This window comes from Pseudonocardia alaniniphila, from assembly GCF_022524485.1.
GTDB classification, from domain to species: Bacteria; Actinomycetota; Actinomycetes; order Mycobacteriales; family Pseudonocardiaceae; genus Pseudonocardia; species Pseudonocardia alaniniphila.
Map to the genome: position 1 here is coordinate 97,064 of NZ_JAKXMK010000013.1, position 22,454 is coordinate 119,517.

General features: G+C 70.5%; 22 protein-coding genes. 10 read left to right on the forward strand and 12 right to left on the reverse strand.

The genetic code is table 11. The features are described 5' to 3' along the window. Positions 1–19 precede the first annotated feature (19 nt). Positions 20–1,837: a hybrid sensor histidine kinase/response regulator gene (locus tag MMF94_RS16910; RefSeq protein WP_241037707.1), complete on the reverse strand. Its 1,818-nt coding sequence runs from the start codon at positions 1,835–1,837 to the stop codon at positions 20–22. A 336-nt stretch (positions 1,838–2,173) separates the two neighbouring features. On the opposite strand from MMF94_RS16910, the gene MMF94_RS16915 reads away from it, so the two are divergent. The 5 genes from MMF94_RS16915 to MMF94_RS16935 are packed head-to-tail and all read left to right on the forward strand — an operon-like array spanning position 2,174 to position 7,727. After that, positions 2,174–3,217: an autoinducer 2 ABC transporter substrate-binding protein gene (locus MMF94_RS16915; RefSeq protein ID WP_241037708.1), complete on the forward strand. Its 1,044-nt coding sequence runs from the start codon at positions 2,174–2,176 to the stop codon at positions 3,215–3,217. Positions 3,218–3,221: 4 nt separating this feature from the next. Then, positions 3,222–4,775: a sugar ABC transporter ATP-binding protein gene (locus MMF94_RS16920; protein WP_241037710.1), complete on the forward strand. Its 1,554-nt coding sequence runs from the start codon at positions 3,222–3,224 to the stop codon at positions 4,773–4,775. Further along, on the forward strand, positions 4,772–5,770 hold the full coding sequence (locus MMF94_RS16925; protein WP_241037711.1) for an ABC transporter permease: 999 nt from the start codon (positions 4,772–4,774) through the stop codon (positions 5,768–5,770). The genes MMF94_RS16920 and MMF94_RS16925 overlap by 4 nt, the downstream gene beginning before the upstream one ends. Further along, complete coding sequence (locus MMF94_RS16930; RefSeq protein ID WP_241037712.1) at positions 5,767–6,837, forward strand: ABC transporter permease; 1,071 nt, start codon at positions 5,767–5,769, stop codon at positions 6,835–6,837. The genes MMF94_RS16925 and MMF94_RS16930 overlap by 4 nt, the downstream gene beginning before the upstream one ends. 23 nt (positions 6,838–6,860) lie before the next feature. After that, positions 6,861–7,727, forward strand: coding sequence for a sugar phosphate isomerase/epimerase family protein (locus MMF94_RS16935; protein WP_241037713.1), 867 nt, complete (start codon positions 6,861–6,863; stop codon positions 7,725–7,727). A gap of 8 nt (positions 7,728–7,735) precedes the next feature. On the opposite strand, the gene MMF94_RS16940 is transcribed toward MMF94_RS16935, so the two are convergent. The 8 genes from MMF94_RS16940 to MMF94_RS16975 all read right to left on the reverse strand — a co-directional run bounded on the left by MMF94_RS16940 (position 7,736) and on the right by MMF94_RS16975 (position 17,259). After that, the gene (locus MMF94_RS16940) at positions 7,736–8,602 is read right to left on the reverse strand and encodes an NAD-dependent epimerase/dehydratase family protein (RefSeq protein ID WP_241037714.1); all 867 of its coding nucleotides are present in this window, start codon (positions 8,600–8,602) and stop codon (positions 7,736–7,738) included. 3 nt (positions 8,603–8,605) lie between these two features. Beyond that, positions 8,606–9,895, reverse strand: a complete 1,290-nt coding sequence (locus tag MMF94_RS16945; RefSeq protein WP_241037716.1) for a mandelate racemase/muconate lactonizing enzyme family protein — start codon at positions 9,893–9,895, stop codon at positions 8,606–8,608. Between the two features lies 1 nt (position 9,896). Beyond that, positions 9,897–10,730: an RraA family protein gene (locus MMF94_RS16950; RefSeq protein ID WP_241037718.1), complete on the reverse strand. Its 834-nt coding sequence runs from the start codon at positions 10,728–10,730 to the stop codon at positions 9,897–9,899. A gap of 36 nt (positions 10,731–10,766) precedes the next feature. Next, positions 10,767–11,555: an IclR family transcriptional regulator gene (locus tag MMF94_RS16955; RefSeq protein WP_241037719.1), complete on the reverse strand. Its 789-nt coding sequence runs from the start codon at positions 11,553–11,555 to the stop codon at positions 10,767–10,769. Continuing rightward, entirely contained in the window at positions 11,552–13,561 is a 2,010-nt protein-coding gene (locus MMF94_RS16960) for an ABC transporter permease (protein WP_241037720.1), read from the reverse strand. The genes MMF94_RS16955 and MMF94_RS16960 overlap by 4 nt, the downstream gene beginning before the upstream one ends. Next, positions 13,558–14,979 (reverse strand): extracellular solute-binding protein, encoded by a 1,422-nt coding sequence (locus tag MMF94_RS16965; protein WP_241037721.1) that lies wholly within the window; start codon positions 14,977–14,979, stop codon positions 13,558–13,560. Before MMF94_RS16965 ends, MMF94_RS16960 begins: the two co-directional genes overlap by 4 nt. A gap of 273 nt (positions 14,980–15,252) precedes the next feature. Beyond that, the gene (locus MMF94_RS16970; protein WP_241037723.1) at positions 15,253–16,437 is read right to left on the reverse strand and encodes a Gfo/Idh/MocA family protein; all 1,185 of its coding nucleotides are present in this window, start codon (positions 16,435–16,437) and stop codon (positions 15,253–15,255) included. A 78-nt stretch (positions 16,438–16,515) separates the two neighbouring features. Beyond that, positions 16,516–17,259: a FadR/GntR family transcriptional regulator gene (locus MMF94_RS16975; protein WP_241037726.1), complete on the reverse strand. Its 744-nt coding sequence runs from the start codon at positions 17,257–17,259 to the stop codon at positions 16,516–16,518. Between the two features lie 232 nt (positions 17,260–17,491). On the opposite strand from MMF94_RS16975, the gene MMF94_RS16980 reads away from it, so the two are divergent. Further along, positions 17,492–18,649 (forward strand): mandelate racemase/muconate lactonizing enzyme family protein, encoded by a 1,158-nt coding sequence (locus tag MMF94_RS16980; protein WP_241037728.1) that lies wholly within the window; start codon positions 17,492–17,494, stop codon positions 18,647–18,649. A 17-nt stretch (positions 18,650–18,666) separates the two neighbouring features. After that, a complete protein-coding gene (locus MMF94_RS16985) occupies positions 18,667–19,380 on the forward strand; it encodes an RraA family protein (protein WP_241037730.1) in 714 nt (237 codons plus the stop codon). Positions 19,381–19,438: 58 nt separating this feature from the next. Here MMF94_RS16985 and MMF94_RS16990 read toward each other — a convergent pair whose 3' ends face one another. The 3 genes from MMF94_RS16990 to MMF94_RS17000 are packed head-to-tail and all read right to left on the reverse strand — an operon-like array spanning position 19,439 to position 20,449. Beyond that, complete coding sequence (locus MMF94_RS16990) at positions 19,439–19,870, reverse strand: ATP-binding protein (protein WP_241037733.1); 432 nt, start codon at positions 19,868–19,870, stop codon at positions 19,439–19,441. A 14-nt stretch (positions 19,871–19,884) separates the two neighbouring features. Next, entirely contained in the window at positions 19,885–20,262 is a 378-nt protein-coding gene (locus MMF94_RS16995; RefSeq protein WP_241037736.1) for an STAS domain-containing protein, read from the reverse strand. 25 nt (positions 20,263–20,287) lie between these two features. Then, positions 20,288–20,449: a hypothetical protein gene (locus tag MMF94_RS17000; protein WP_241037738.1), complete on the reverse strand. Its 162-nt coding sequence runs from the start codon at positions 20,447–20,449 to the stop codon at positions 20,288–20,290. Between the two features lie 205 nt (positions 20,450–20,654). On the opposite strand from MMF94_RS17000, the gene rsfS reads away from it, so the two are divergent. The 3 genes from rsfS to octT are packed head-to-tail and all read left to right on the forward strand — an operon-like array spanning position 20,655 to position 22,448. Then, on the forward strand, positions 20,655–21,068 hold the full coding sequence (rsfS, locus tag MMF94_RS17005) for a ribosome silencing factor (protein ID WP_241037740.1): 414 nt from the start codon (positions 20,655–20,657) through the stop codon (positions 21,066–21,068). Next, complete coding sequence (locus tag MMF94_RS17010; protein WP_241037742.1) at positions 21,065–21,682, forward strand: histidine phosphatase family protein; 618 nt, start codon at positions 21,065–21,067, stop codon at positions 21,680–21,682. The genes rsfS and MMF94_RS17010 overlap by 4 nt, the downstream gene beginning before the upstream one ends. A 22-nt stretch (positions 21,683–21,704) precedes the next feature. Beyond that, positions 21,705–22,448 carry a diglucosylglycerate octanoyltransferase gene (octT, locus tag MMF94_RS17015; RefSeq protein WP_241037744.1) on the forward strand — a complete coding sequence of 248 codons (744 nt, stop codon included), beginning with the start codon at positions 21,705–21,707 and terminating at the stop codon, positions 22,446–22,448. Positions 22,449–22,454 lie beyond the last annotated feature (6 nt).

Sequence of the window (22,454 nt, forward strand, 5' to 3'; positions counted from 1 at the left end):
TTCGCCTGGGGGAAATCCCCTACCTCGGAGCTTCGGACAGGTCCGTCCAGCGGGCGAGGGCCGTCCGGTTGGGCGCCCCGGTCTTGCGCAGCAGCGCTCCCACATGCTTCTCGACGGTCTTCGCCGAGATCCCGAGCCGGTCGGCGATCTGCTTGTCGCGCATTCCGAGCTCCACCAGCGTGCGGACCTCGCGCTCCCGGCTGGTGAGCCGGTCGTTGCCGACGCGGTCGCGCCCCCGGACGGCGCCGATCACGCTCTCGGTGAGCAGCGCGTCCCGGCGGGCCGCAGCCAGTACGGCGCGGGCGAGCGCGGCGCCGTCCAGGTCGGTCCCGACGCAGCCGCTGGCCCCGGCGTGCACGGCGTCGCGCAGCAGTTCGTCGGAGAGGTCGTCGGTCATCACGAGCATCGAGACGCCCGGTACCGCGGCCCGTATGTAGGAGGTCAGCCGGGCGCCGTCGAGAACCGGCATGCGCAGGTCGAGCAGCACGACGTGCGGGTCGAGCACCCGCACCGCGTCGACCACGTCACGGGCGTCGCTGATCTCACCCACGACGAGGATGTCGGGCTCCGCCTGGCCCAGCAGCCGCACGAGGCCCGCCCGTACGACGGGCCGCGCGTCGGCGACGAGCACTCGCCACGGCACGTCCGCGCGTGCCGCGCTACCCGTGTCGCGTGGCTCGTAGGGGATCCGCGCCCGGATCCGCGTGCCCCACCCCGGCGTCGACTCGATCTCCAGCTCGGCGCCGAGCCGATGCGCCCGTGCGACGATCCCGTGCAGCCCGAGGCCGGACCGACGGCGATCGGTGAGGACCGCGGAGTCGAACCCGACGCCGTCGTCCTCGACGACGACCACGACGTCCTCGGCGCCGTACATCATGCCGACCCGCACGGACGCCGCCCTGGCGTGCGTGATGACGTTGGTGAGCGCCTCTTGGACCAGGCGCAGTGCTTGCTGGCCGATCTCGGGTCGCAACGCAGGCGGCTCGCCGGTGACGACGAGGTCGGTGCGGATGCTCGTGGTCGAGCGGGCCCATGCGAGCTCGACGGCGATGGCGTCCTCCAGCGAGTGCAACTCGAGAAGAGCCGGCCCCAGGCCGAGGACGGTGCGCCTGGTCTCGGCGAGCGCGGCGCGGGCCGCCTCCCGTGCGGCGGAGATGTGCTCCGAGCCCGGCTCCTCGGAGGCGTCGAGGTGCAGGAGGATCGACCCGAGGGCGCGGGCCACGGTGTCGTGGACATCACGCACGACCCGCTCCCGCTCGGCGCTCACGGCCAGTCGCCGGGCCCGTTCAGCGGCTTCGGCGTGCAGCCTCGCGTTCACGATGGCGATGGCGGCGTGGGTGGCGAACAGACCCAGCAGGCCGATGTCCTCGTCGCGGAACCGGACCTGCGGGTCGGTGCTGAACACGACGCAGGCCCCGATGATCCGGCCGCCCCACTCGATGGGCACCGCGACGGTCGCGTGCAGCCGGGCTCGATCGGGCGGGGCGACGTGGCCCCCGCTGACCTGGGAGTAGCTGTCGAACACCACCGGCGCCCGGTTGGCGACGACCGCGCCGGTGGCGCCCTCCTCCAGCGGGAAGACCTTGCCCTCCTGGCAGCCGACGCCGAGATCGACCTCCTTGCGGTAGGTCCCGGCCCGCTCGTCGACGGTGGAGATGGAGCCGGCGTCGCCGCCGAGGAGTACGACTGCACGCCGCAGGATGCGCTGCAGCAGCGGCTGCAAGCTGAACTGGCCCGCGAGGTCTTCGACGGCTCCGGTGAGAGCGTCGACCTGGTCGTGCGGACTGACCCGGGCGTGTCGTCCGAAGGTGGCGGCCAGGGTCTCCTCGCTGCTCACCCCGGAGGCCAGGGCACGCAGTGGCGTGAGGCGCGCATGTTCGGATGGTAGCTGCGATGACGCCTGCCGACTTCCCGCGAACGGCGCCCGCCGAACGGTCCGAGGTGTGCCTCGGCGCGTTCCGTCTCGTTGACGGGTGCGGGCAGGTTTCCTAGTGTCCGGCGCGGGGTGATCGGGGTCACCCTTCCTAGGGGGTCCAGTGGCGGGCAGCGCGGATGCACGTTCGATGGCACAACCTCGCCTGCCCAGCCGGCCTCGTCCAAGCGCATGCGGCGGGCCGTCCGAGCGACACGAACCGCGGTCCGCTCCGGCGGCCGTGGAGAGGGAGCGGGAGCGATGATGCGAACGATCACGGGCGGTAGGCGCTCACTGGCGACAGCCCTGGCCGTGGCACTGGCGGGGATCGTTGCTCTCGCCGGATGCACCCAGAAGAACCCGGACGCCGCGGCGGGCGGGGGAGGCGGCGAGGACCGGGTCACCGTGGCGTTCGTGCCCAAGCTGCAGGGCATCCCGTACTTCGAGGCGATGAACACCGGTGGCCGGCAGGCGGCCGAGGACCTCGGCATCGAGTGGATCTACCGCGGCGGCACCACCGCCGATCCGGGCGCGCAGACCGACATCGTGAACTCGCTGATCCAGCAGCGCGTGGACGTCCTGGTGGTCGCACCGAACGACCCGGACTCGATGGCTCCGGTGCTGCAGGAGGCCAAGGACGCCGGCATCCACGTGATGACCAGTGACACCGACGCCCCGGGCTCCGTGCGTGAGGCGTTCGTCAACCAGGCCACCGCGGAGGGCGTCGGCACCGCGCTCACCGACTCGCTGATGACGGCGATGGGCGGCTCCGGCAAGTACGCGATCGTCTCCTGCGGCCAGACCGCCGCGAACCTCAACTCGTGGATCGAGGTGCAGCGCAGGGTGACCGCGGAGAAGTACCCCGGCGCGCAGATCGTCGACGTCGTCTACGCGGGTGAGGACGAGGCGCAGTCGGTGGCGATGGCGAAGGACCTGATGAACGCCCACCCGGACCTCACCGGTCTCGTCGGGGAGTGCACGGCGTCCGCACCGGGCGTCGCCAAGGCCGTGACGGAGGCGGGCAAGGTCGGGCAGGTCTTCACGGTCGGTCTCGGCACGCCGCAGTCGATGAAGCAGTACCTCGAGAACGGCTCGTCCTCCGCGGCGATCCTGTGGGACGTCGAGCAGCTCGGCTACCTCACCGCGTGGGCGGGCAAGCAGCTCGCGTCGGGCACGCCGTTCCAGGCCACCAACAAGGTCAACGACTCGCTGACCGCGGTGCAGTGGACCGAGAGCGACAAGTCGCTCCTGCTGGGCAACCCGTTGCAGATCACCAAGGACAACGTCGACCAGTACAACTACTGACCCGATGGCCGAGCCGTTGGCCGAGCAGCCCATCCTGCTCCGGTTGCAGGACGTCCGGAAGCACTACGGCGGGGTGCGGGCTCTGCGCGGAGTGGACTTCGAGGTCCGGGCGGGTGAGGTGCACGCTCTCGTCGGCGAGAACGGCGCGGGCAAATCCACCCTGATCAAGATCGTGTCCGGCGCCGAGGTGGCCGACGAGGGCACCGTCGAGGTCGGCGGCGAGCCGCTCGCCGGCGGCAGCACGCAAGCGGCGATGGAGGCGGGGATCGCCACCGTCTACCAGGAGCCGCACCTGTTCGGCGAGCTCACCGTCGCCGAGAACGTGTTCCTCGGCCGCGAGCTGCGCACGGGCGGGCGGATCGACTGGGCCGCTCAGCGCACACGGGTCGCCGAGCTGCTGGCACAGATCGGGCTGGACCCGGGAATCGGCGACGTCCGGGTCGCCGACCTGCCGGTGGCCGAGCAACAGCTCGTCTCGATCGCCAAGGCTTTCGCCCACTCCGCGAAGGTGCTCATCCTGGACGAGCCCTCGGCGATCCTCACCGACCGCGAGATCGAGGTGCTCTTCGGCGTGGTCCGCAGCCTGCGCGCGGCGGGCGTCGGGATCGTCTACATCAGCCACCGGCTCGACGAGCTGGCGCACATCAGCGACCGCGTCACCGTGCTGCGCGACGGCGAGCTGGTGGCCACGCGGCCCACGGCGGAGCTGTCCGTCCGCCAGGTCGCGGAGCTGATGGTCGGGCACGAGTTGGGTGCGACCACCGCGGACCGGCCGGCACCCGCCGGTGAGCCGGTTCTGGACGTCGCAGGCCTCGGCCTGGCAGGCGCGTTCGAGGCGCTGGACCTGCAGGTGCGGCCGGCCGAGGTGGTGGCGCTCTACGGACTGGTCGGCTCGGGCACCGACGCGATCGCGAGGGCGCTCTACGGCATCACGCCCGCCGACAGCGGCACGGTGCGGGTCGACGGCCGTCCCGTGCGGGTGCACAACCCGCGGGACGCGGCGGCTGCGGGCGTCGCGATGCTCCCGGGCAACCGCAAGCAGCAGGGCGTGTTCGCCGACAAGTCGATCGCCTTCAACATCTCCAGCGCCCACCTGCGCTACCTCGCCCGGTTCGGGTTCTGGTTCGACCGCGCCCGCGAGCGCAGCCTCGCCCAGGGCTTCCTGTCCCGCATCGCGATCAAGGCCCCCGGCATCACCACGGCCGTCGCGGCGCTGTCCGGTGGCAACCAGCAGAAGGTCGTGCTCGCGCGCCAGCTCGTCCGCGCGCCCCGCGTGCTCGTGCTCGAGGAGCCGACCCAGGGCGTGGACGTGGGGGCGAAGGAGGAGATCCACCGGCTGGTGCTGGAGCTCGCCGACGGGGGCAGCGCGGTTCTCGTCATCTCGACGGACCTGCCGGAGGTGCTGGAACTCGCCAACCGCGTCCTCGTCGTGCGGCGGGGCCGGGTGGTGCGCGAGTTCGGGCGCGGCGCGAGCCAGGCCGAGGTGCTGGCGGCCGCGGCGGGCGACAACGGCGAGGCCGCGGCCCCGCTGGGTGCCGACGAGGAGGCACACACGTGACGGCCACAACCACGGCTGTGCCGGTCGCCCGCAGGCGGCCGCGCGTGCGCGCCATCGAGGGGCAGGAGCTCGCGCTCCTCGGCGTGACCGGGCTGCTGTGGCTCGTTCTCGCGCTGACCACCGAGACGTTCCTCACCGCGGGCAACGTGCAGAACATCCTCTTCACGGTCGCGCCGATCGCGCTGATCGGCATCGGCATGACCGCGGTGATCGTCACGGCCGGCATCGACGTCTCCGTGGGCAGCCAGGCCGCGGTGGTGATGGTCGTGATCGCCCTGCTCGTCAGGGATGCGGGGCTGCCGTTCCTGCCGGCGCTTGCGGTCGCCGTCGTCACCGGGCTGGCGCTGGGGGCCGTCAACGGGCTGCTCGTGGCCTACGGCGGGATCCACCCGATCATCGTCACGTTCGGCACGCTGAACATCTACCGGTTCGTCGCCCTGCAGATCTTCGGGAACGAGCAGGTCGCGGGGGTGCCCGGCACGTTCGGCCCGATCGGGGGCGGTGCCGAGGGACGGCTGCTCGGGGTGCCCGCGGCGTGGTGGCTCACGGTCGTGCTGGCCGCCGGGATGTGGTGCTACATGCGGTTCTGGGCCACCGGACGCCATCTCTACGCGGTGGGCGGTGACGCGTTCGCCGCGCGGCTGGCCGGCGTGCGTGTGCGGAGGCGGCAGATCAGCGCCTACGTCCTCACCGGTGCGTGCGTGGGCCTGGCGGCCTGCGTGCTCATCGGCAGCGGCGGGCTCGTGCAGCAGAACGTCGGCACCGGCCTGGAACTGCGGGTCATCGCCGCTGTGGTCATCGGCGGCACCAGCATCATCGGCGGGCGCGGCACCGTTCTCGGGACGCTGCTGGGCGCGCTGCTCGTCGGCACCGTCACCAGCGCCGTCACGCTGCTGACCTGGCCGACCGAGCTGACCCAGCTCTTCATCGGGCTGTTCATCCTCGTGGCGGTCGGTGTCGACCTGCTGCGCGAGCGGCGCAGGAGTGCCACATGACCGACACCCGCACCCCACCGGCGCCGGCCGTCGGACACGGCGAGAGCATCGCGCAGCGGGTGCTGCGGGTGGCGCTCACCGAGCGGGTCGTGCTGCTCGCGGTGCTGCTCGTCGTGGTGGTCGTGTGGTTCCGGCTGCTGGGTAGCGGTGGCTACCTCGTCGCGCCCTACGACCTGCGTTACCTCGGCAATGCGCTCGAGTCGATGGTGCCGTTCGCCCTGCTTGCGCTCGCCGAGCTCTTCGTGATCGTCTCCGGCCGGGGTGGCATCGACCTCTCCGTCGGCGCGATCGTGTCGCTCGCCGGGATGGTGTTCGGGTTGATGGTCGGCGAGTGGGGTTGGCCGCTGCTGCCGTCGATCGTCGGCTGCCTCGTCGTGGGGGCCCTGCTCGGCGCGGTCAACGGCACGCTCGTGGCCTACCTGCGGTTCCCGGCCCTCATCGCGACCCTGGCCACCTACTACGCCTACAGCTCGCTCGCCCTCGTCGCCAACGCGAACGCCCCGATCTCCACGCCGCCGATCGTGGCGCTGCACGACCTCACCCGGAACGTGGAGCTGCCGCTGCTCCCGCCCGTCCCGTTGCACGTGTTCACGATCCTGCTGCCGTGCGTCGTGCTGGCGTGGGTGGTGCTCGCCCGATCGACCTACGGCCGGTCGCTCTACGCCGTGGGCACCAACGACGTCGCCGCCGGGTACGCGGCGCAGCCCGTGACGCGCACCCGGTTCACCGCGTACGTCGTCTCCGGCCTGCTCTCGGGCGTGGTCGCGCTGGTGACGGTGGCGCAGTTCGCCTCGGCACGGCCGGACGCGGGCACCGTCGGCAACGGGATGGCGCTTCCCGCGATCACGATCGCCGTGCTCGGCGGCGTCGCCATCCAGGGCGGGATCGGGCGTATCGGCGGCGTTCTCGTGGCGGCGCTGCTCGTCACGTGGCTCAACGCCGGGATGCTGCTCGCCTTCGAGGGCTCGGACGGCAGCCGCTACCAGCTGCTCGCGCTGGGGCTCGTGCTCGTGCTGTCCGCCCTGCTCAACACGCTGGCCCTGCGCCGGTACGGCCGGCTCTCGTGAACGTCGCACGCCCCGGAGGTCCCATGAACCCGCTCGGCATCCACGCGCTCGTCTGGGCCGGTGGGTGGTCCCACGCCGAGTGCGAGCACGCCGTGCGCAACACCAGGGAGGCCGGGTACGACCTGATCGAGATCCCGGCGCTCGACCCGGCCACCATCGATCCGAGCCACACGAAGTCGGTGCTCGCCGACCACGGTCTGCGTGCCGTGTGCTCGCTGGGGCTCGACCTCGACGCCGACATCTCCTCGCCCGACCCGGAGGTGGTGGCCCGCGGCGAGGCGAAGCTCGCGGACGCGCTGGCCGTGGTGACCGGCGTCGGAGGCGACTACCTCGGTGGCGCCGTCTACTCGGCGCTGGCCAAGTACGGCCATCCGCTCGACCCCCGCGGCCGCGACAACATGATCGCGGGCCTGCGCCGTCTCGCCCGCGCCGCGGCCGACCACGGTGTGACGGTCGGGCTGGAGCCGGTGAACCGGTACGAGTCGAACGCGATCAACACGGTGGCCGATGCCCTCGCCGTGATCACCGACGTCGGCGAGCCCAACGTCGTGGTGCACCTGGACGTCTACCACGCCAATATCGAGGAGCGGGACTTCACCGCTCCGGTCGTGGAGGCGGGGGACCGGCTCGGATATGTCCACATCGGCGAGTCGCACCGCGGGTATCTCGGCACCGGCACGATCGACTTCCCGGCGTTCTTCGCCGCGCTCGCGGCGGCGGGCTACGCCGGGCCGGTCACGTTCGAGTCGTTCTCCCGGGCGGTGGTCTCCGCCGATCTCTCGGACCGTCTCGCGGTCTGGCGCAACATGTGGTCCGACGGGATGGACCTGGCGGTGCACGCCCGCCGGTTCATCGCCGACGGCCTTGCGGCAGCGGAGCGAACGAGGTAGCGACCACCTCAGTCCGAGGGCGGTGACTGCTCACCGGCCGACACCGCGGGGTGCTCGTCGCGGGCGTCCCATCCGAGCTCCGCGAGTGCCTTCGCGGTGGAGTAGAAGCCCGCGTCGCCCGGGAGCGGGGCACGCAGCGGCACCTGCGGGTACCAGCGCCGGGCCAGCTCCTCGGACGCCGTGGTGCTGGCGGTGCGCGTCCCGACGATGTTGTAGACGCCGTGGCCGGGTGCCGGGCGGTGCAGGGCCAGCAGGCAGGCCGCGGCCGCCGAGTCGAACGACGTCCAGCCCCACAGGTGGAGCCGTTCGTGCTGGTCGTCGTTGTCGCCCGCCGCCCGCGCGGCCGTGATGTCCTCGCGCAGTGCGTGCAGCCGCAACGCGGAGAACGGCACGTGCGGCCGTCGTCGCGCGAACGCCGCCATCTGCTGCTCGACCAGCCATTTCGAGAGGCTGTAGGAGTCCTCGCAGTACGAAGGGTGCTCCTCGTCGACGGGGAAGTAGTCATAACGCGGATCGGCGCTGTAGATCCCGCCGATCGCGTTGACGCTCGACGCCACGCAGACGGCGCGCAACCCGTGTTCCTCGGCCGCCACCAGCACGTTGTACGTGCCACCGACGTTCGTCCGGTACACCTCGGGCTCCGGGTAGCGGGGGCTGGTGAGCGCGCCCAGGTGGACCACGGCGTCCGTGCCGGAGAGCGCGGCCCGCACCTCGTCGAGCTCGGTGAGGTCCGCCGCTCGCCACTCGACGTCGGTGGTCGTCGCCGGGACCGCGGCAGGCAGATCCACGGCGAGCACGCCGTGGCCTGCCTTGAGCGCCCGGGCGACGACATAGCGACCGAGCCTGCCCGCCGCGCCGGTGACCGCTATCCGCACCGCTCAGCTCCAGAGCCGGTCGTGGCTCGACTCGCCGTCCCACTGCGCCGACTCGGCGAAGAACACGGGGTCGCGCGGGTCGAGCTGCGCCATGAACAGCTCCTCGTTGATGTCGCCGAACCCGAGCCCGGGCGTGTCCGGCACGGCGATGTGGCCGTCCTGGATGAGCGGGCGGGGCAGATCGGTGACGAGATCGCTCCAGAACGGCACGTCGGCGGCGTGGTGCTCCAGCGCGAGGAAGTTCTCCGTGGCCGCCGCGAGGTGCACGCACGCCATCGTCGCGATCGGCGACGCCGCAAGGTGCAGGGCCATCGCGACACCGCGTTCCTGCGCGTAGTCGCCGAGCCTCTTGGTCTCGGTGATGCCGCCGGACGTGGCGGGGTCCGGGTGGATCACCCGCACCGCGCCCGCGTCGAGCAGCGGCTTGAACCCCTCGGTGAGGTAGATGTCCTCGCCGGTACACGTCGGCACCGCGACGGCCTCGGTGAGCTGGCGCCACTGGTCGGTGAACTGCCAGGGGATCAGGTCCTCGATCCACGCCAGCGTGAACGGCTCCAGCGCGCGTCCGATCCGGATGCAGGAGTCGAGCGCGATATGTCCGAAGTGGTCGGTGGCGAGCGCGACGTCGTACCCGATGATCCCGCGCACGGTCTCCACGTAGCTCGCCAGGTGCTCCACGCCCTTGGCCGTGACCTGGATACCGGAGAAGGGGTGCATCACCGTGGTGGTCTCGCGGGCCTCCGGTGGCGCGATCACCGTGCCCGGAACGTCCCAGAGCAGGTTCACGCCGAGGTCCATCTTGAGCATCGTGAACCCGCGCTGCTTGCGCTCCAGCAGCCGCTGCCCCATCTCGTGCGGGTCGGGCACCGACGGGGTGTCGGCGTAGCAGCGGATCGAGTCCCGGAACTGCCCTCCGACCAGCGCGTACGCGGGCACACCGTAGGCCTTGCCCGCGAGGTCCATCAGAGCCATCTCGACGCCGGACACGCCGCCGCCCTGCCGAGCGTGGAAGCCGAACTGTTTGATCTTGCGGAAGATCTTGTCGACGTTGCACGGGTTCTCGCCGACGAGGCGGCTCTTGAGCATCAGTGCGTAGGTGGCGCTCGCCTGGTCGCGCACCTCGCCGTAGCCCACGAGGCCCTGGTTCGTGTCGATCCTGATGATCGACGACCGGAACGGCACTTCGTGCAGGTTGGCCACCCGCAGGTCGGTGATGCGCAACGCGCTCGGCCGCGAGGCCGTGCTGACGTGCTCCTCGGTGACGACGGACGCGTCGCTGCTCGTGGTGGTCACCTCAGCGCTCCTCTCCGGCGCGAGCCGCGCGCCACTGCTGGAAGTCCGCCTCGATCTCCTCGCTCCACGTGGCGACGTCGATCTGCGCGCTCGTCCAGCGCCGTTCCGACAGGCGCTGCTTGCCGAACACGTCCCGCACGCGGGTGTCCTCGCTCGCCGCGGCCACGTCCGCCGCGAGGTGCGCGGGGATCACCGCCACGCCCGTAGGCGTGCCGAGCACGACGTCCCCCGGCAGCACGGTGATGCCCCCGATGCGGATCGGGATGTTGATCCCGGCGAGCGTGACACCGCGGATCGGCGTGGGGTCGACGGCCCGGTGGAAGATGTTGACCCCGCCCTCGAGCTGCTGCAGCCCCTGCAGGTCGCGGATGCCTCCATCGATCACGGCGCCGACGCCGGTGCGGGTGGCCACGGCGGTGCCGAGGTTGTCGCCCACCACGGTGCCCTCGACGATCTTGCCGAAGATGTCGACGACCATGATGTCGCCGCTCTCCAGCGTCTCGATCACCCAGGAGTTCTGCCGGTCGCCCTCCAGATGCCCTTCCCGTCTCCCGGCCTCCACCACCACCGCGTCGAGGTCGGGTCGGTGCGGCAGGAACTGCGCCGTGACGGCCCGTCCGACGATCACGGTGCCGGGGTGGGTCTCGCGCCACTCGCCCGCGAACTGCCGCACGTATCCGGCCTTGAACAGGAACCCCCACGCCTCCTCGGTGGTGGCGAGGCGCAGGCTGTCCAGCACCTCGTCGGGCACTCGGGGCCGGCCGGAGCCGAAGCGCTCACCTGTCCAGGCCGCCGTGAGCTCTTCGAGGTCGTCCTTGCCGGGTTGGATGCGCACGTCCTCTTCGCCTTCTCTCTCGTCGGGTCGTACGGGTCAGATCAGGCCGGCCACCCGCCGGGCGGTGGCCTGCAGCAGCGGGACGTAGCCGAGCAGCTCTGCGCGCTCCACCACGAAGGTGACCGTGGAGACGCTGACACCGCCGCGCGGCCTGCCGGCGCGGTCGAGCACGACGGCACCGATGCACCGCACCGTCGGCTCGTTCTCCTCGTCGTCCATGGCGTAACCGCGCTCGCGCACGAGGGCGAGCTCCGCGTGCAGCGCGGCCACGTCGGTGATCGTGGACGGGGTGCGGGACTCCATCCCGGCCGACATGACGATCGCCTCCACCTCGGGCCGCGGGAGGTGGGCGAGGATCGCCTTCCCGATCGCCGTGCAGTGCAGGCGCAGTTGGTTGCCCACTCGCGAACGCATCTCGTAGGGCTTGTCGCTGTCGACCTTGTGCAGGTAGACGGCGTGGTCGCCGACCCGGACAGCCAGGTGGACGGTGTTGCCGCCCGCGCCCCGCTGCAGCTCCTGCAGCGTCGGCCCGACCCCTGCCGACAGCATCCGGACGATCCGTGCCCCGAGCCCGCCGAGTCGGGTGCCGATCCCGTAGCGCCCGTCACCGCAGTTCTGGGCGAAGCCCTCCGCGCCGAGCGTGGCGAGCACGCGGTACGCGGTGGAGCGGGGGACACCCGCCCGCTCCGCCACGTCCATCAGCCGGTGCGGCCCGTCCTCGACGGCGAGCGCCTCGAGGATCCGCATCGCCTTCTCCACCGAGGTTCCCGCCGGGCTGGACCGCCCCCGTCGCGGCGTCGCCGCCTCGTCCAGCCCAGAACTCATCCCTTGACCGCGCCCGCGGTCAGACCCTCGGTGAGGAACCGCTGCCCGAAGGCGTACATGAGCACCACCGGGATGCTGATCAGCAGCGATGCCGCGGCGAGCTGGCCCTGCGGCACGACGTCGCCGAAGATCATCGACTGCATCCCGACCGGCAGTGTCATGTAGTCGTTGCGCGTGATGAACACGAACGCGAAGAGGAACTCGTTCCACGCGTTGGTGAGCGTGAACAGCGCGACGGCCAGCAGCCCGGGCTTCGCCAGCGGCAGCACGATCCGCACGAACGCCCCGAATCGCGTGCAGCCGTCGACGAGCGCAGCCTCCTCCAGATCGGCCGGGATCGACTTGAAGTAGCCGACGAGCAGCCACGTCGCGAACGGCAGCGTGAACGTCGGATACGTGATCACCAGCGCCCAGAGCGAGTCGTTCAGCTGGATGCCGCTCATCAGCTGGTAGAGGGGGATGAACAGCAGCGCGCCCGGCATCACGTAGGTGAGCAGGATCGTCACCGTGAAGCTCTCTGACCCCCGGAACTTCAGCCGCGCCAGCGCGTAGCCCGCGAGCGCGGCGCAGACCAGCGCGATCACTGTGGAGGCCACCGACACCAGGATCGTGTTGATGTACCAGGTGCCGAACTCCCGGCCCGTGAACAGGTTGGTGAACTGCTCGGTGCTCCACGGAGTGGGCCACAGATCGTTGGTGCGCATGACGATCTGGTCGTCGGACTTGAACGCCGTGACCGTCATCCAGTAGAGCGGGGCGAGCACGAACGCCAGCAGTGCGACGAGCGCGACACCCGAGCCGACGCCGTTGACCAGCCGGGATGCTGCCCGGTTACCGCGGGCGGCGAGCGTGGAGACGATCCGTCCGACGGCGGCGGCGAGCAGCACGCACACGCCGAGCACGAGCGCGGCCTTCCAGATGATGTGCGGGGAGACCCAGGCGAGCACCACGGTGGCGACGGCGACGATCACCCACGGCATCGCCCTGCGCTGGGCCGGGCTGAGCCGGCTGCGCCCGAGGTCACCGGTGCCGGGCAGGTCACTGCGGCGCATCATCCGCACGAGGATCAGCACCAGGATGCCGACGATCGGCACCATCACCAGGGTCACGGCGGCACCGGCGCCCAGCTGCAACTGCTGGATGGCCTTGGAGTAGGCCACCATCACGTACGGGGCGGTGGCATCGCCGGGTCCGCCCTGGGTCATGAGCCAGATGAGATCGAAGTTGTTGAACGTCCAGATGGACGACAGCAAGACCGTCACGATCATGACGTGGCGCAGTCCCGGCAACGTCACGTGCACGAACCGCTGCCACGGCGTCGCCCCGTCCACCATCGCCGCCTCGTGGAGGCCGCTGTCGATCGCCTTGAGCCCGGCGAGGAAGGTCACCGCGAAGAACGGGATGCCCTTCCAGACGTTCACCAGGATCACCGCGGGCATCGCGAGCTCCGGATCGGACAGCCACCCCGCGGGCCAGCTGTCGACGAGCCCGATCGCCGCGAGCACCGGGCCGATGCCGGAGTCGGTGAGCAGGACGTTGACGCTGCCGAAGATCGGGTCGAACAGCGACCGCCACGTGAAGGCCGTGACGACCGTCGGGACCACCCACGGCAGCAGGATCACCCCGGCGACGATGGCCTTGCCGCGGCGCATGTGGTGCAGCATCAGCGCCGCGATGAGGCCGAGGGTGACCTTGAAGATCTCGGCGTACGCCGTGAACACGAACGAGTTGAGCACGCCCTTGTGGAACACCGGGTCGTCGACCAGGGCGGTGTAGTTGTCCAGGCCGACGAAGACGGACTCGGCGCCGTGCCGCTCGGTGGTGCTGGTGAAGATCGAGCTGACGATCGGGAACAGGATCAGCCCGGCGATGAGGATCAGGGTTGGTCCGATGAACACTGCGGCCAGCCGCCAGTCGCGCCCGAGCACCCGCTGCGTGCTGGTGAGCGAGGACGACGTACGAGACGCCGGGCGGACGGGTGCGGGCCGCGGGCGCAGGACGGTCACTGCCGATAGCCCTGCTGCTCGAAGATCTGGACCATGCGCTCGTGGGCCGTCGCCACCGCGTCGGCCGGGCGGGTGCCCTGGATGACCGCCTGCATCATGTCGGTCAGCAGGTAGGCCGCGACCACTGCCTGCTGACCGGGGCTCGGGGGCTGCGGGAACGAGTAGCCGGTCGATGTGGTCAGCGGGAGCGGCGCCCGGGTCTGCTCGCGGATCGCGCCGAAAGCCGGGTCACCGCTGGTGTAGTACGGGTCGGAGTCCCACACCTTGTCCCATGACGGGTTCACCAGGCAGGGCGCCTCCTTCGCGACGCCGAGCAGGGCGGAACCGCTGACCATGTACTTCGCCACCTGCTTGGCGAGGTCGGGGTTCTTCGCCCCCTTGAACACGACGAAGGAGTTCGACTGGCCGTACGCGAGCGGCTTGTCGATCGCCGGGCCGAAGGCGCCGTTGAACGGATGGGTGTTCGCGTAGACCGGGTTGCCCTTGGTCTTCGAGTCGGCGTAGACGCTGTACTGGTTGAGGGTCAGCCCGAGGATGCCGGCGAGCCAGTTCTCGTTGTTGCTGGAATCGGTCCAGCTCTCGATCCCGGGCGGGCGCATCGGTTCGTACTTCGGGTTCGTGTAGATGTCGCCCATGAACGAGACGGCCTCGACGGTCTCCGGCGAGTTGAACACCACCTTCTGCCCGGTGTTGTCCGCGATCGCCCCGCCGTAGGTGTTGATGACGTTCTCGATGAACCCGTTGGCGTCGCCGGAGCGGTTCACCGTGAGGCCCCACCCGAAGCGCCGCTTCGCCGGATCGGACACCTCCAGCGCGTTGTCCCGCAGCTCCTCCCACGAGTACGTGGGCTTGAGCTCGATTCCCTTCTCCTGGTACCAGTCCTTGCGCAGGTACATCCCGGACGCGATGAAGTGGTACGGGATTGCGTACCAGCGCCCGTCGAAAACGCAGTAGTTCGTCGCCTCGGTGGCCGGCTCGCCGTAGAGCCCGCGCATCTCCTCCACCACGTCGGTGAGGTCGGTGAGGTCGCCGAGGTTCTGGAGCTGGCCGACGAACCGGGAGTCGCTCATGAACGCCAGGTCACGGGCGTTGCCCGCCTTCACCTCGGCGTCCATCTTGGCGACCATGTCGCCGGAGTCGCCCTGCACCAGGTCGTTCTGGATCGTGGTGCCGGTGGCCTGCGCGAACGCCTGGAGCGACCGGTCGAAGGCCGCGTTGGCGGCCTCGGAGTAGAGCTTCTGGGAGAGCGATCCCATCGAGCCGCCGCGGAACTGGGCCGCCGCGTCGATCACCTCCTGCGGGACCTGGACCTGCACCTGCGGGGCAGCGGGCTGGCCGCCGCATGCGGTGAGACTCAGGATTCCCAGTGCGCTCGTTCCGAGGAACTTCCTCCGGGACCATTCCGAACGCTGGGCCATGACCACTCCTCCCGCGTCCTGCCGAAGGGGACGCGTGCCGACGGGGCGACGGTGCAACCGACGGGGGCCGGGAGGCGCTGCACCTCCCCGGGCGTGCCAGGAACGGGCCCGCATGCAGGGCCCACCGCGCTTTCCCCGAGAAACGGACACCGGGCCGGCGCGGAGCGCAGCGATCTCCGGCCCCCTTGCCGGAGAGAGCGCTGTGCCATATTGGGTTTCATGTAGCGGAACGACGTATCGCGTAATGCGACGCGGATCACAGTAGGAGGGTGATCAGGGACTGTCAACGGTGGAGATCAGCGGGTGATCGATACCGGCCGAAATGTCCGTGTTTCGTGAGCGATCACCGGGCAGGCCGTCGAACAGCCCCGATGCGCTGCGCGGACGCCACAGCGGGACCCCTCCGGTCCCGCGCAGCTCGTCGAGCGGCATGACCGCGTGCTGCTCGGCCGAATCCAGCGCCCGCAGGACCACCAGCATGTTCGCGACGCTCTGCCCGACGGTGCCCACCACCGGCTCGCCGTGCCGCACGGCATCGGAGAAATTGCAGAGCTCCGCGTAGTAGCCGTTGTCGATCCCGCGGAACACGTCGGTCTGCGACGTCCCGTCCGGACGGCTCAGCGTCACCCGCCGCTCCGCCTCCGGGCCGGACAAAACGAGCACGCCCTCCGTCCCGTAGAGCCGCATGTCGTTCGGCTCCTCGGGAACGGCGATCTCCGAGTACGTCGACGTGTAGTTGCCGATGGCGCCGCCCGCGAAGGCCAGGTTCAACGTCAGGTCCGATGGCGAGTCGATCGTGCTGTTGACCCACTGGACGGCGGCGTGGACCCGGGTGATCTCACCGCAGAGCATCCGGATCTGGGCGATGTCGTGCACACCCGCATCCAGGTACACACCGCCCCGATACTGCGGCCGGTGCCGCCAGGGCGTGCTGGTGAACGAGCCTTCCCGGGGCACGAGATGCCCGGCGCGGCGCCAGGCCATCAGGTGTAGCTTGCCGATCGCGCCGTCGTCCAGCAGGGCACGCGCGTGGCGGATGTCGTCGCGGTAGAAGTAGTTCTCCCCGATCAGGATCGTGCGGTCCGGATGCCGGTCCTCCAGTGCCAGGAACGCCTGCGCCTGCTCCTCGTCGGTGCCGGTCGGCTTCTCGCAGAGAACGTCCTTGCCGGCGGCGAGCGAGTGTTCCGCCACCTCGTACAGGGAGGGGATCGGCACCGAGATCAGCACCGCGTCCACGTCGTCACGGGCGAGCAGCCGGTGGTGATCGGGAGTGAAGCCGGCCATGTCGACGCCGCTGTAGGACGAGAAGCGCTCGCCCTGAGCGGCCGACCGGTCCGCGAACGCCGTGACGACGAATCGGTCGGGGAGCCGGCGCAGCGCCGGCCAGTGCAGCTTCTCGACGGCCAGCCCGGTGCCGATCAGCCCGAGCCGGATCGGCCCTGCCTCGCTCGCTCCCAACTCGCACCCGTCCCTCCGCCCCGACGCCGGGGCATCGAAAGGGGACTCGCCGCGGCCTTGCGGTCGAGTCGTCGTCTCCTACCGCTTCGCCGTCCGGGCCTTCGTCTTCTGCTCCTTCTCCGCGAGGATCGGGATGTTCCGTTGCAGGTGTGATCGCATCGCCTCGCGTGCGGCGTCCGGATCCCTCGCCATGAGCGCCGCGAAGATCCGGCTGTGGGCATCGGTGGCGCGGTGCAGGCCGCCGGGCACCTCGTTCGTCACCCGGCGGCTCGCGGTGCCGAGCCAGCGGGCCGAGTACATGATCCGGTCGAGGATCCGGTTGTCGGCCGCGCGACAGATCGCCATGTGGAACTCGTGGTCGACCTCGAGGTAGTCGTCCGGCTCGTCTTCGAGGCTCGCCATCCGGTCGAGCTCCTCCCGGAGCCCGGCGAGTGCCTCCTCGCTGATGTTCACCGCAGCCATCGCGGCAAGCTCGGGTTCGAGCAGCAGGCGCATCTGATGCAGCTCCTGCAGCAGCTCGACGACGTGCTCCTCCGGCAGCCACTCGGCCAGGAGCGGATTCAGGTAATCCCACTCGGCTTGCGGCCGGACGACGACGCGACGGCCCTGCGCGATCTCCACGATGTCGAGCGACGCGAGGATCTTGAGCGTCTCGCGCGCGACCACGCGGGAGACCCCGAACTCCTGCGAGATGTCGAGCTCCGACGGGGCGCGCTCCTCCTCGAACTCCCCGTTGACGATCCGGCGCGTCAGGTGGGCGGCCACCTGCACCGGGAGCGTGCGGACCTTGACAACGTCCGCGAGCTCTTGTCTCCTAGCCATGTCAGCAGCTTATAGGACAAGTTCCGATCCTCCGTCCGAATTCGAAGACCACGACTGGTCGCTGCGCAAAGCGGTCCGAGAGCGAACGTTTCGACGTCGCCACGGTGTGGGCTTCCTGGCATCCGATCGCGCGCAGCGCGCCGTCGGCATCGAGATCACCGTGTCCGACGGCCAGCTGATCGCCTGACCTGCAGGAATCCCGTCACCGGGCCAGTGGGCCGGAAGGAGACACATGAGGATCGTCAACGTCACGACGGCCGTCGTCCGCTATCACGGCGAGGCGACGCTGGTGCGGATCGACACCGACGAGGGCATCAGCGGTTTCGGCGAGGCCAATCCCGACGCCGGTGCCGGAGGCGTCGTCGGAATGATCAACTTTCTGAAGGGCCTGCTGATCGGAGAGGACCCGCGCAACGTCGAGCGGTGCTGGGAGAAGCTCCGGCGCAGGAAGGTCTTCGCCGGTCCGCAGGCAGGCGTGTTCGTGATCGCCCTGAGCGGCATCGAGCTGGCGCTCTGGGACATCGCGGGCAAGGCCGCGGGCCAGCCCGTGTACCGGCTGTTGGGCGGCAAGTTCCGTGACCGGATCCGGCTCTACGCCGACTGCGGCGACGGCGACGACCCCGACGGTTCGGTGTCCGGCTGCGTCGACCGGGCCCAGCGGATGGTCGAGGAAGGCTTCACCGCGATCAAGTTCGACATCGACGACCTACAGCACCCGGCGAAGTTCGACGAGTTCAACCACACCGTGGGCGCCGCAGAGCTGCGCTCGATGGTGGAGCGGGTGGCGGCCGTCCGGGAGGCGATCGGTCCGGACGTCGACCTGGCCATCGACCTGCACGCCCGTTACGACGTGCCGAGCGCCTGCCGGATCGCCTGGGAGCTGGAGCCGTTCCACCTGATGTGGCTGGAGGAGCCGATCCCGGCCGAGAACATCGACGCGCTCGTCCGGGTACGCGCCCAGACCCGCACGCCGATCTGCGCAGGCGAGAACCTCTACCTGCGTTGGGGATTCCGTGAGCTGCTCGAACGCGGAGCGGTCGACGTGATCGAGCCCGACGTGCCGAAGTGCGGCGGCCTGGCCGAGGCCAAGAAGATCGCCAACCTCGCCGAGATGCACTACGTGCCGTTCGCGCCGCACCTCGTCTCCACGCCGCTCGGCACCATGGCCACGGCCCACCAGTGCGGCGCGATCCCCAACTTCCTGGTGCAGGAATGGCACGCGCTCGAGGAGCGCGAGGTCTGGGACAGCTACGTCACGGCGCCCGACGGCAGCGGCTCGATCGTCAAGGACGGGTACATCACCCTCCCCGACAGCCCTGGCATCGGCGTCGAGCTCGACATGGACGGCGTCCGCGCGCACGCCGTACCCGGCTACGGGATCTTCGAGTAAGAGGGGGAACGCACGACATGACGAACGGAACCGCACGTCCCGATCCCGCCTGGGTGGCGCAGACCGCGAAGCGGTTGAAGGCGCTGTACTCGGCTGTCGTCTACGACATCATGGACGAGATGGGCCTGCCCCATCAGTGCCTCGACCTCGCCATCGCGCCGCTGGACCGCTCGATGCAGGTGGCAGGCCCCGCCTACACCGTGGCGGCCGGCCCCGACATGCGGGAGCGCGCCGAGATGCCGCCGAACACGAAGCTGGCCGACTTCGGCGTCTTCACACAGATGTACGACGGCTGCGTCGTCGTGGTCGCTGCAGCGGGCGAGCGCCAGAGCGGCATCTGGGGCGAGCTGATGAGCAACGCGAGCCGAGCCCGTGGAGCCACGGGCGTCGTCATCGACGGCGGCATCCGTGACGGTCGGCTGGTGCGTGAGATCGACGGACTGTCCGTCTTCGCGCGGTACACGTCTCCGATCGAGTCGCTGCGCCGCTCCCGGATCCACGATCTCGAGGTGCCGATCTCGATGACCGGCACGATCAGCAGTCAGGTTCGGGTCGACCCCGGCGACTGGATCTTCGGGGACGAGGACGGCGTGCTGGTGATCCCGAAGGACGCGCTGGACGAGGTGCTGGCGAAGTCCGAGGAGGCCAAGGACATCGAGGACAAGGTCCGCGAGGAGGTCCAGTCGGGCGTTCCGGTGATCGACGTCTACAACAAGTACGGCCGCCTCTGAGAACGATCTCCCACCGCACACCTCGCGGCGCGGTCCGTGGGGTGTGCGGTTCCGGGGGCTACGCCTCGCGGGGCAGCGGGGGCACCTTCGCGCTCGTCATCATCATCGTGATGCCGTCGTGTTCGCGGCTCACCCCGACGTCGTCCATGCACGAGTGGATCATCAACAGGCCCTGCCCGCGGAAACCCGCAGGCTCGGGGCGCCACAGCTTGCCGCCCGCCACGGCGACGAGCACGCGCCTGCCGCCGTCGGGCTCGGCGTACTGACGGGCCGCGACGCGCACCTCCGCGCCGATCTCCGACGGGTGGATCTGCTCGATGGCGTTCGACACCGCCTCGTTGACGGCCATCACCACATCGTCGATCTCCTCGTCGGGCCATCGCAGATTGCCCAGCCATCGACGAAACCGCTGGCGTACGACCGACAGCGACACCGGATCAGCCATGAGCACCATGGAGATCACGGCGTCGAGGTCCTCGGAGTACACCATCGCCCGTGCGCCGATCAGGCCGTGATGGCCTCGTCGAGGGAGCCGAACAGCGAGAGCACCTCGTCCAGCCCCATCGTTCTGATGGGCCTGATCACCGATCGCGTCTCGTCGACGACCACCCGCAGCGGGGTACGTGTCGCGCGGCCCTCGTCGTGCAGCGCGACGAGGAGCCCCATGCCGGACGACGACAGGAAGTCGACGCCGGAGAGGTCGAGCACCACAGGCCGTCCCGCCGCCTGCTGGAGGGCCTCGCTGCCCGCCTCGAGCAGCCGGCCACCGGTGCTCAGGTCCACTTCCCCCTGGACCATGAGCACCAGGCAGCCGTCCCGGTCGTCACGGTTGAGTGTCATCAGCTGCTCGGCCGGCGGCATCCCGCCCAGGAAGCCGTTCATGTTGGCGCAGCGTACAGATGGTCCGTCAGGAGTCACCTCCGTGAGGTACCGCAATGGTGTTCGGTCGCCACTGCGTGTCGCACAGGACGCGTTTGGCCAGGGCGACGATGTCCTTGAGGCCGCGGCGATCGAGCAGGCGCGCGACGTCGCGGGCCGCCGCTTCGGCGACCTCGTCGAGCTCGGCCATCGTCGGCTCTCGCACCGTCGATTCCTGCCCCATCGGCCCCCCGGCTGCCCTCGTCCCCACACCCATTGATCATGCCGGTACCCGTTCGATGGCGGAATTCAAACCTCGGTGGTGCCGGCCGAGGTAGCCGACTCCTCGCGTCGCCGCGGCGGCTGGGACAATGTGCGTGACGAGGTGGGCCGAGGTCCGCCGGGAGAGGGGAACGGTGACGGCGACCGACGAGGCGCTCGACATGGCCCGTGTGGCGGTAGCCGCTGCAGCCGACAAGAAGGCGCAGGACATCGTCGTGCTCGACGTGTCCGACCAGCTGGTGATCACCGACTGCTTCGTGATCGCCTCCGCGCCCAACGAACGGCAGGTGCAGGCCATCGTCGACGAGGTCGAGGAGAAGCTCCGCGAGCACGGGGCGAAACCCACCCGCCGCGAGGGCACCCGCGAAGGGCGCTGGGTGCTGCTGGACTTCGTCGACGTCGTGGTCCACGTGCAGCACAGCGAGGAGCGCGGGTTCTACGGGCTCGACCGGCTCTGGAAGGACTGCCCGCGCATCGCGTTCCCCGAAGCCGAGGTCGGCGCGGACGGTTCCGGGCCGGGCAACCTCGACGGGGACGGCATCGGGTGAGCCTGCGGCGACTGGTCCTGTTGCGGCACGGCCAGACGGACTACAACGTCGAAGGCCGGATGCAGGGCCACATCGACTCGATGCTCACCGAGACGGGAGTGGCCCAAGCCGCCGCCGTCGCCCCGGAGATCGCCCGCATCGCCCCGGATCGCCTCATCAGCTCGGACCTGCGGCGGGCTGTGGACACCGCCGACGTCGTCGGCGCCGCGTGCGGCCTGCCCGTCAAGTTCGACTCCCGGCTACGTGAGACGCACCTCGGTGAGTGGCAGGGCCGCACGGTGCCGGAGATCGAGGAGGGCTGGCCAGGCGCCATCGCCGCCTGGCGCTCCGATCCCGCGTGGCGCCCGCCCGGAGGCGAGTCGCGGATCGACGTGGTTCGCCGCGCGCAGCCCGTGGTCGACGAGCTGGACGAGGAGTACGCCTCGGCGCCGGACGGCACCGTGGTGCTCGTCGCGCACGGAGGCCTGATCGGAGGCCTGGTCAGCGGGCTGCTGGCATTGCCGACGTCGTCATGGCCCGCAATCGGGGGGATCGGCAACTGCCACTGGGCCGTGCTGGCCCGCCGCGCCGACCACCCACGCTGGCGGCTCGCCGGTTACAACGTCGGCACGTAGTGACCGGTCCCGACAGTCAGGAATGACCGGCCCGCTCCTCCTGATACTCGGCGACTCGCTCACCTTCCACGGCCCGCAACGCGCCGAGCCCGCCGATGAGCCCAGGCTGTGGCCCAACGTCGCGGCGACCGCGCTCGGTGGTCGCGCGGAGCTCGTCGCCGGGATCGGATGGACGGCCCGCCACGCCTGGCACGCGCTCATCAACGACCCCCGCGTGTGGGCGGTCATGCCGAGGGTCGACGCGCTCGTGCTGGCCGTCGGCGGGATGGACAGCCTGCCGTCGCCGCTGCCCACCGCGTTGCGCGAGTTGATCCCGGTGCTGCGCCCCGACGGGCTGCGCCGGGCGGTGCGGGCCGGGTACCGCACGGCCCAGCCCGGTCTTGCCCGGGCGTTCGCCGCGACGGTCCCCGGCGGCGGGCCGGTCGCGCTCCCGCCGCGGTTGACCGTCCGCCACCTGGAGCGATGCCGGCAGGCTGTGCTCACGATCCGGCCCGGGATCCCCGTCGTCGCGATGCTGCCGTCGGTGCACCGTGCCGCGGCCTACGGGGCGGTGCACGCCGGTCGGGCCGCGGCCGAGCGCGCCACCCGCGGGTGGGCGCGCGAGCGCGGGGTGGCGCTCGTGGACCTGGCGGCCCTGGTCGGCGAGCACGTCCTCGGTGGGCACGGCAACCCCGACGGGATGCACTGGGGATGGCAGGCGCACGCGGCGGTCGGCGCGGCCTGCGCCGACGCGCTGCGTCCCACGCTGGGCCGCGCGCGAGCGTGACCATAA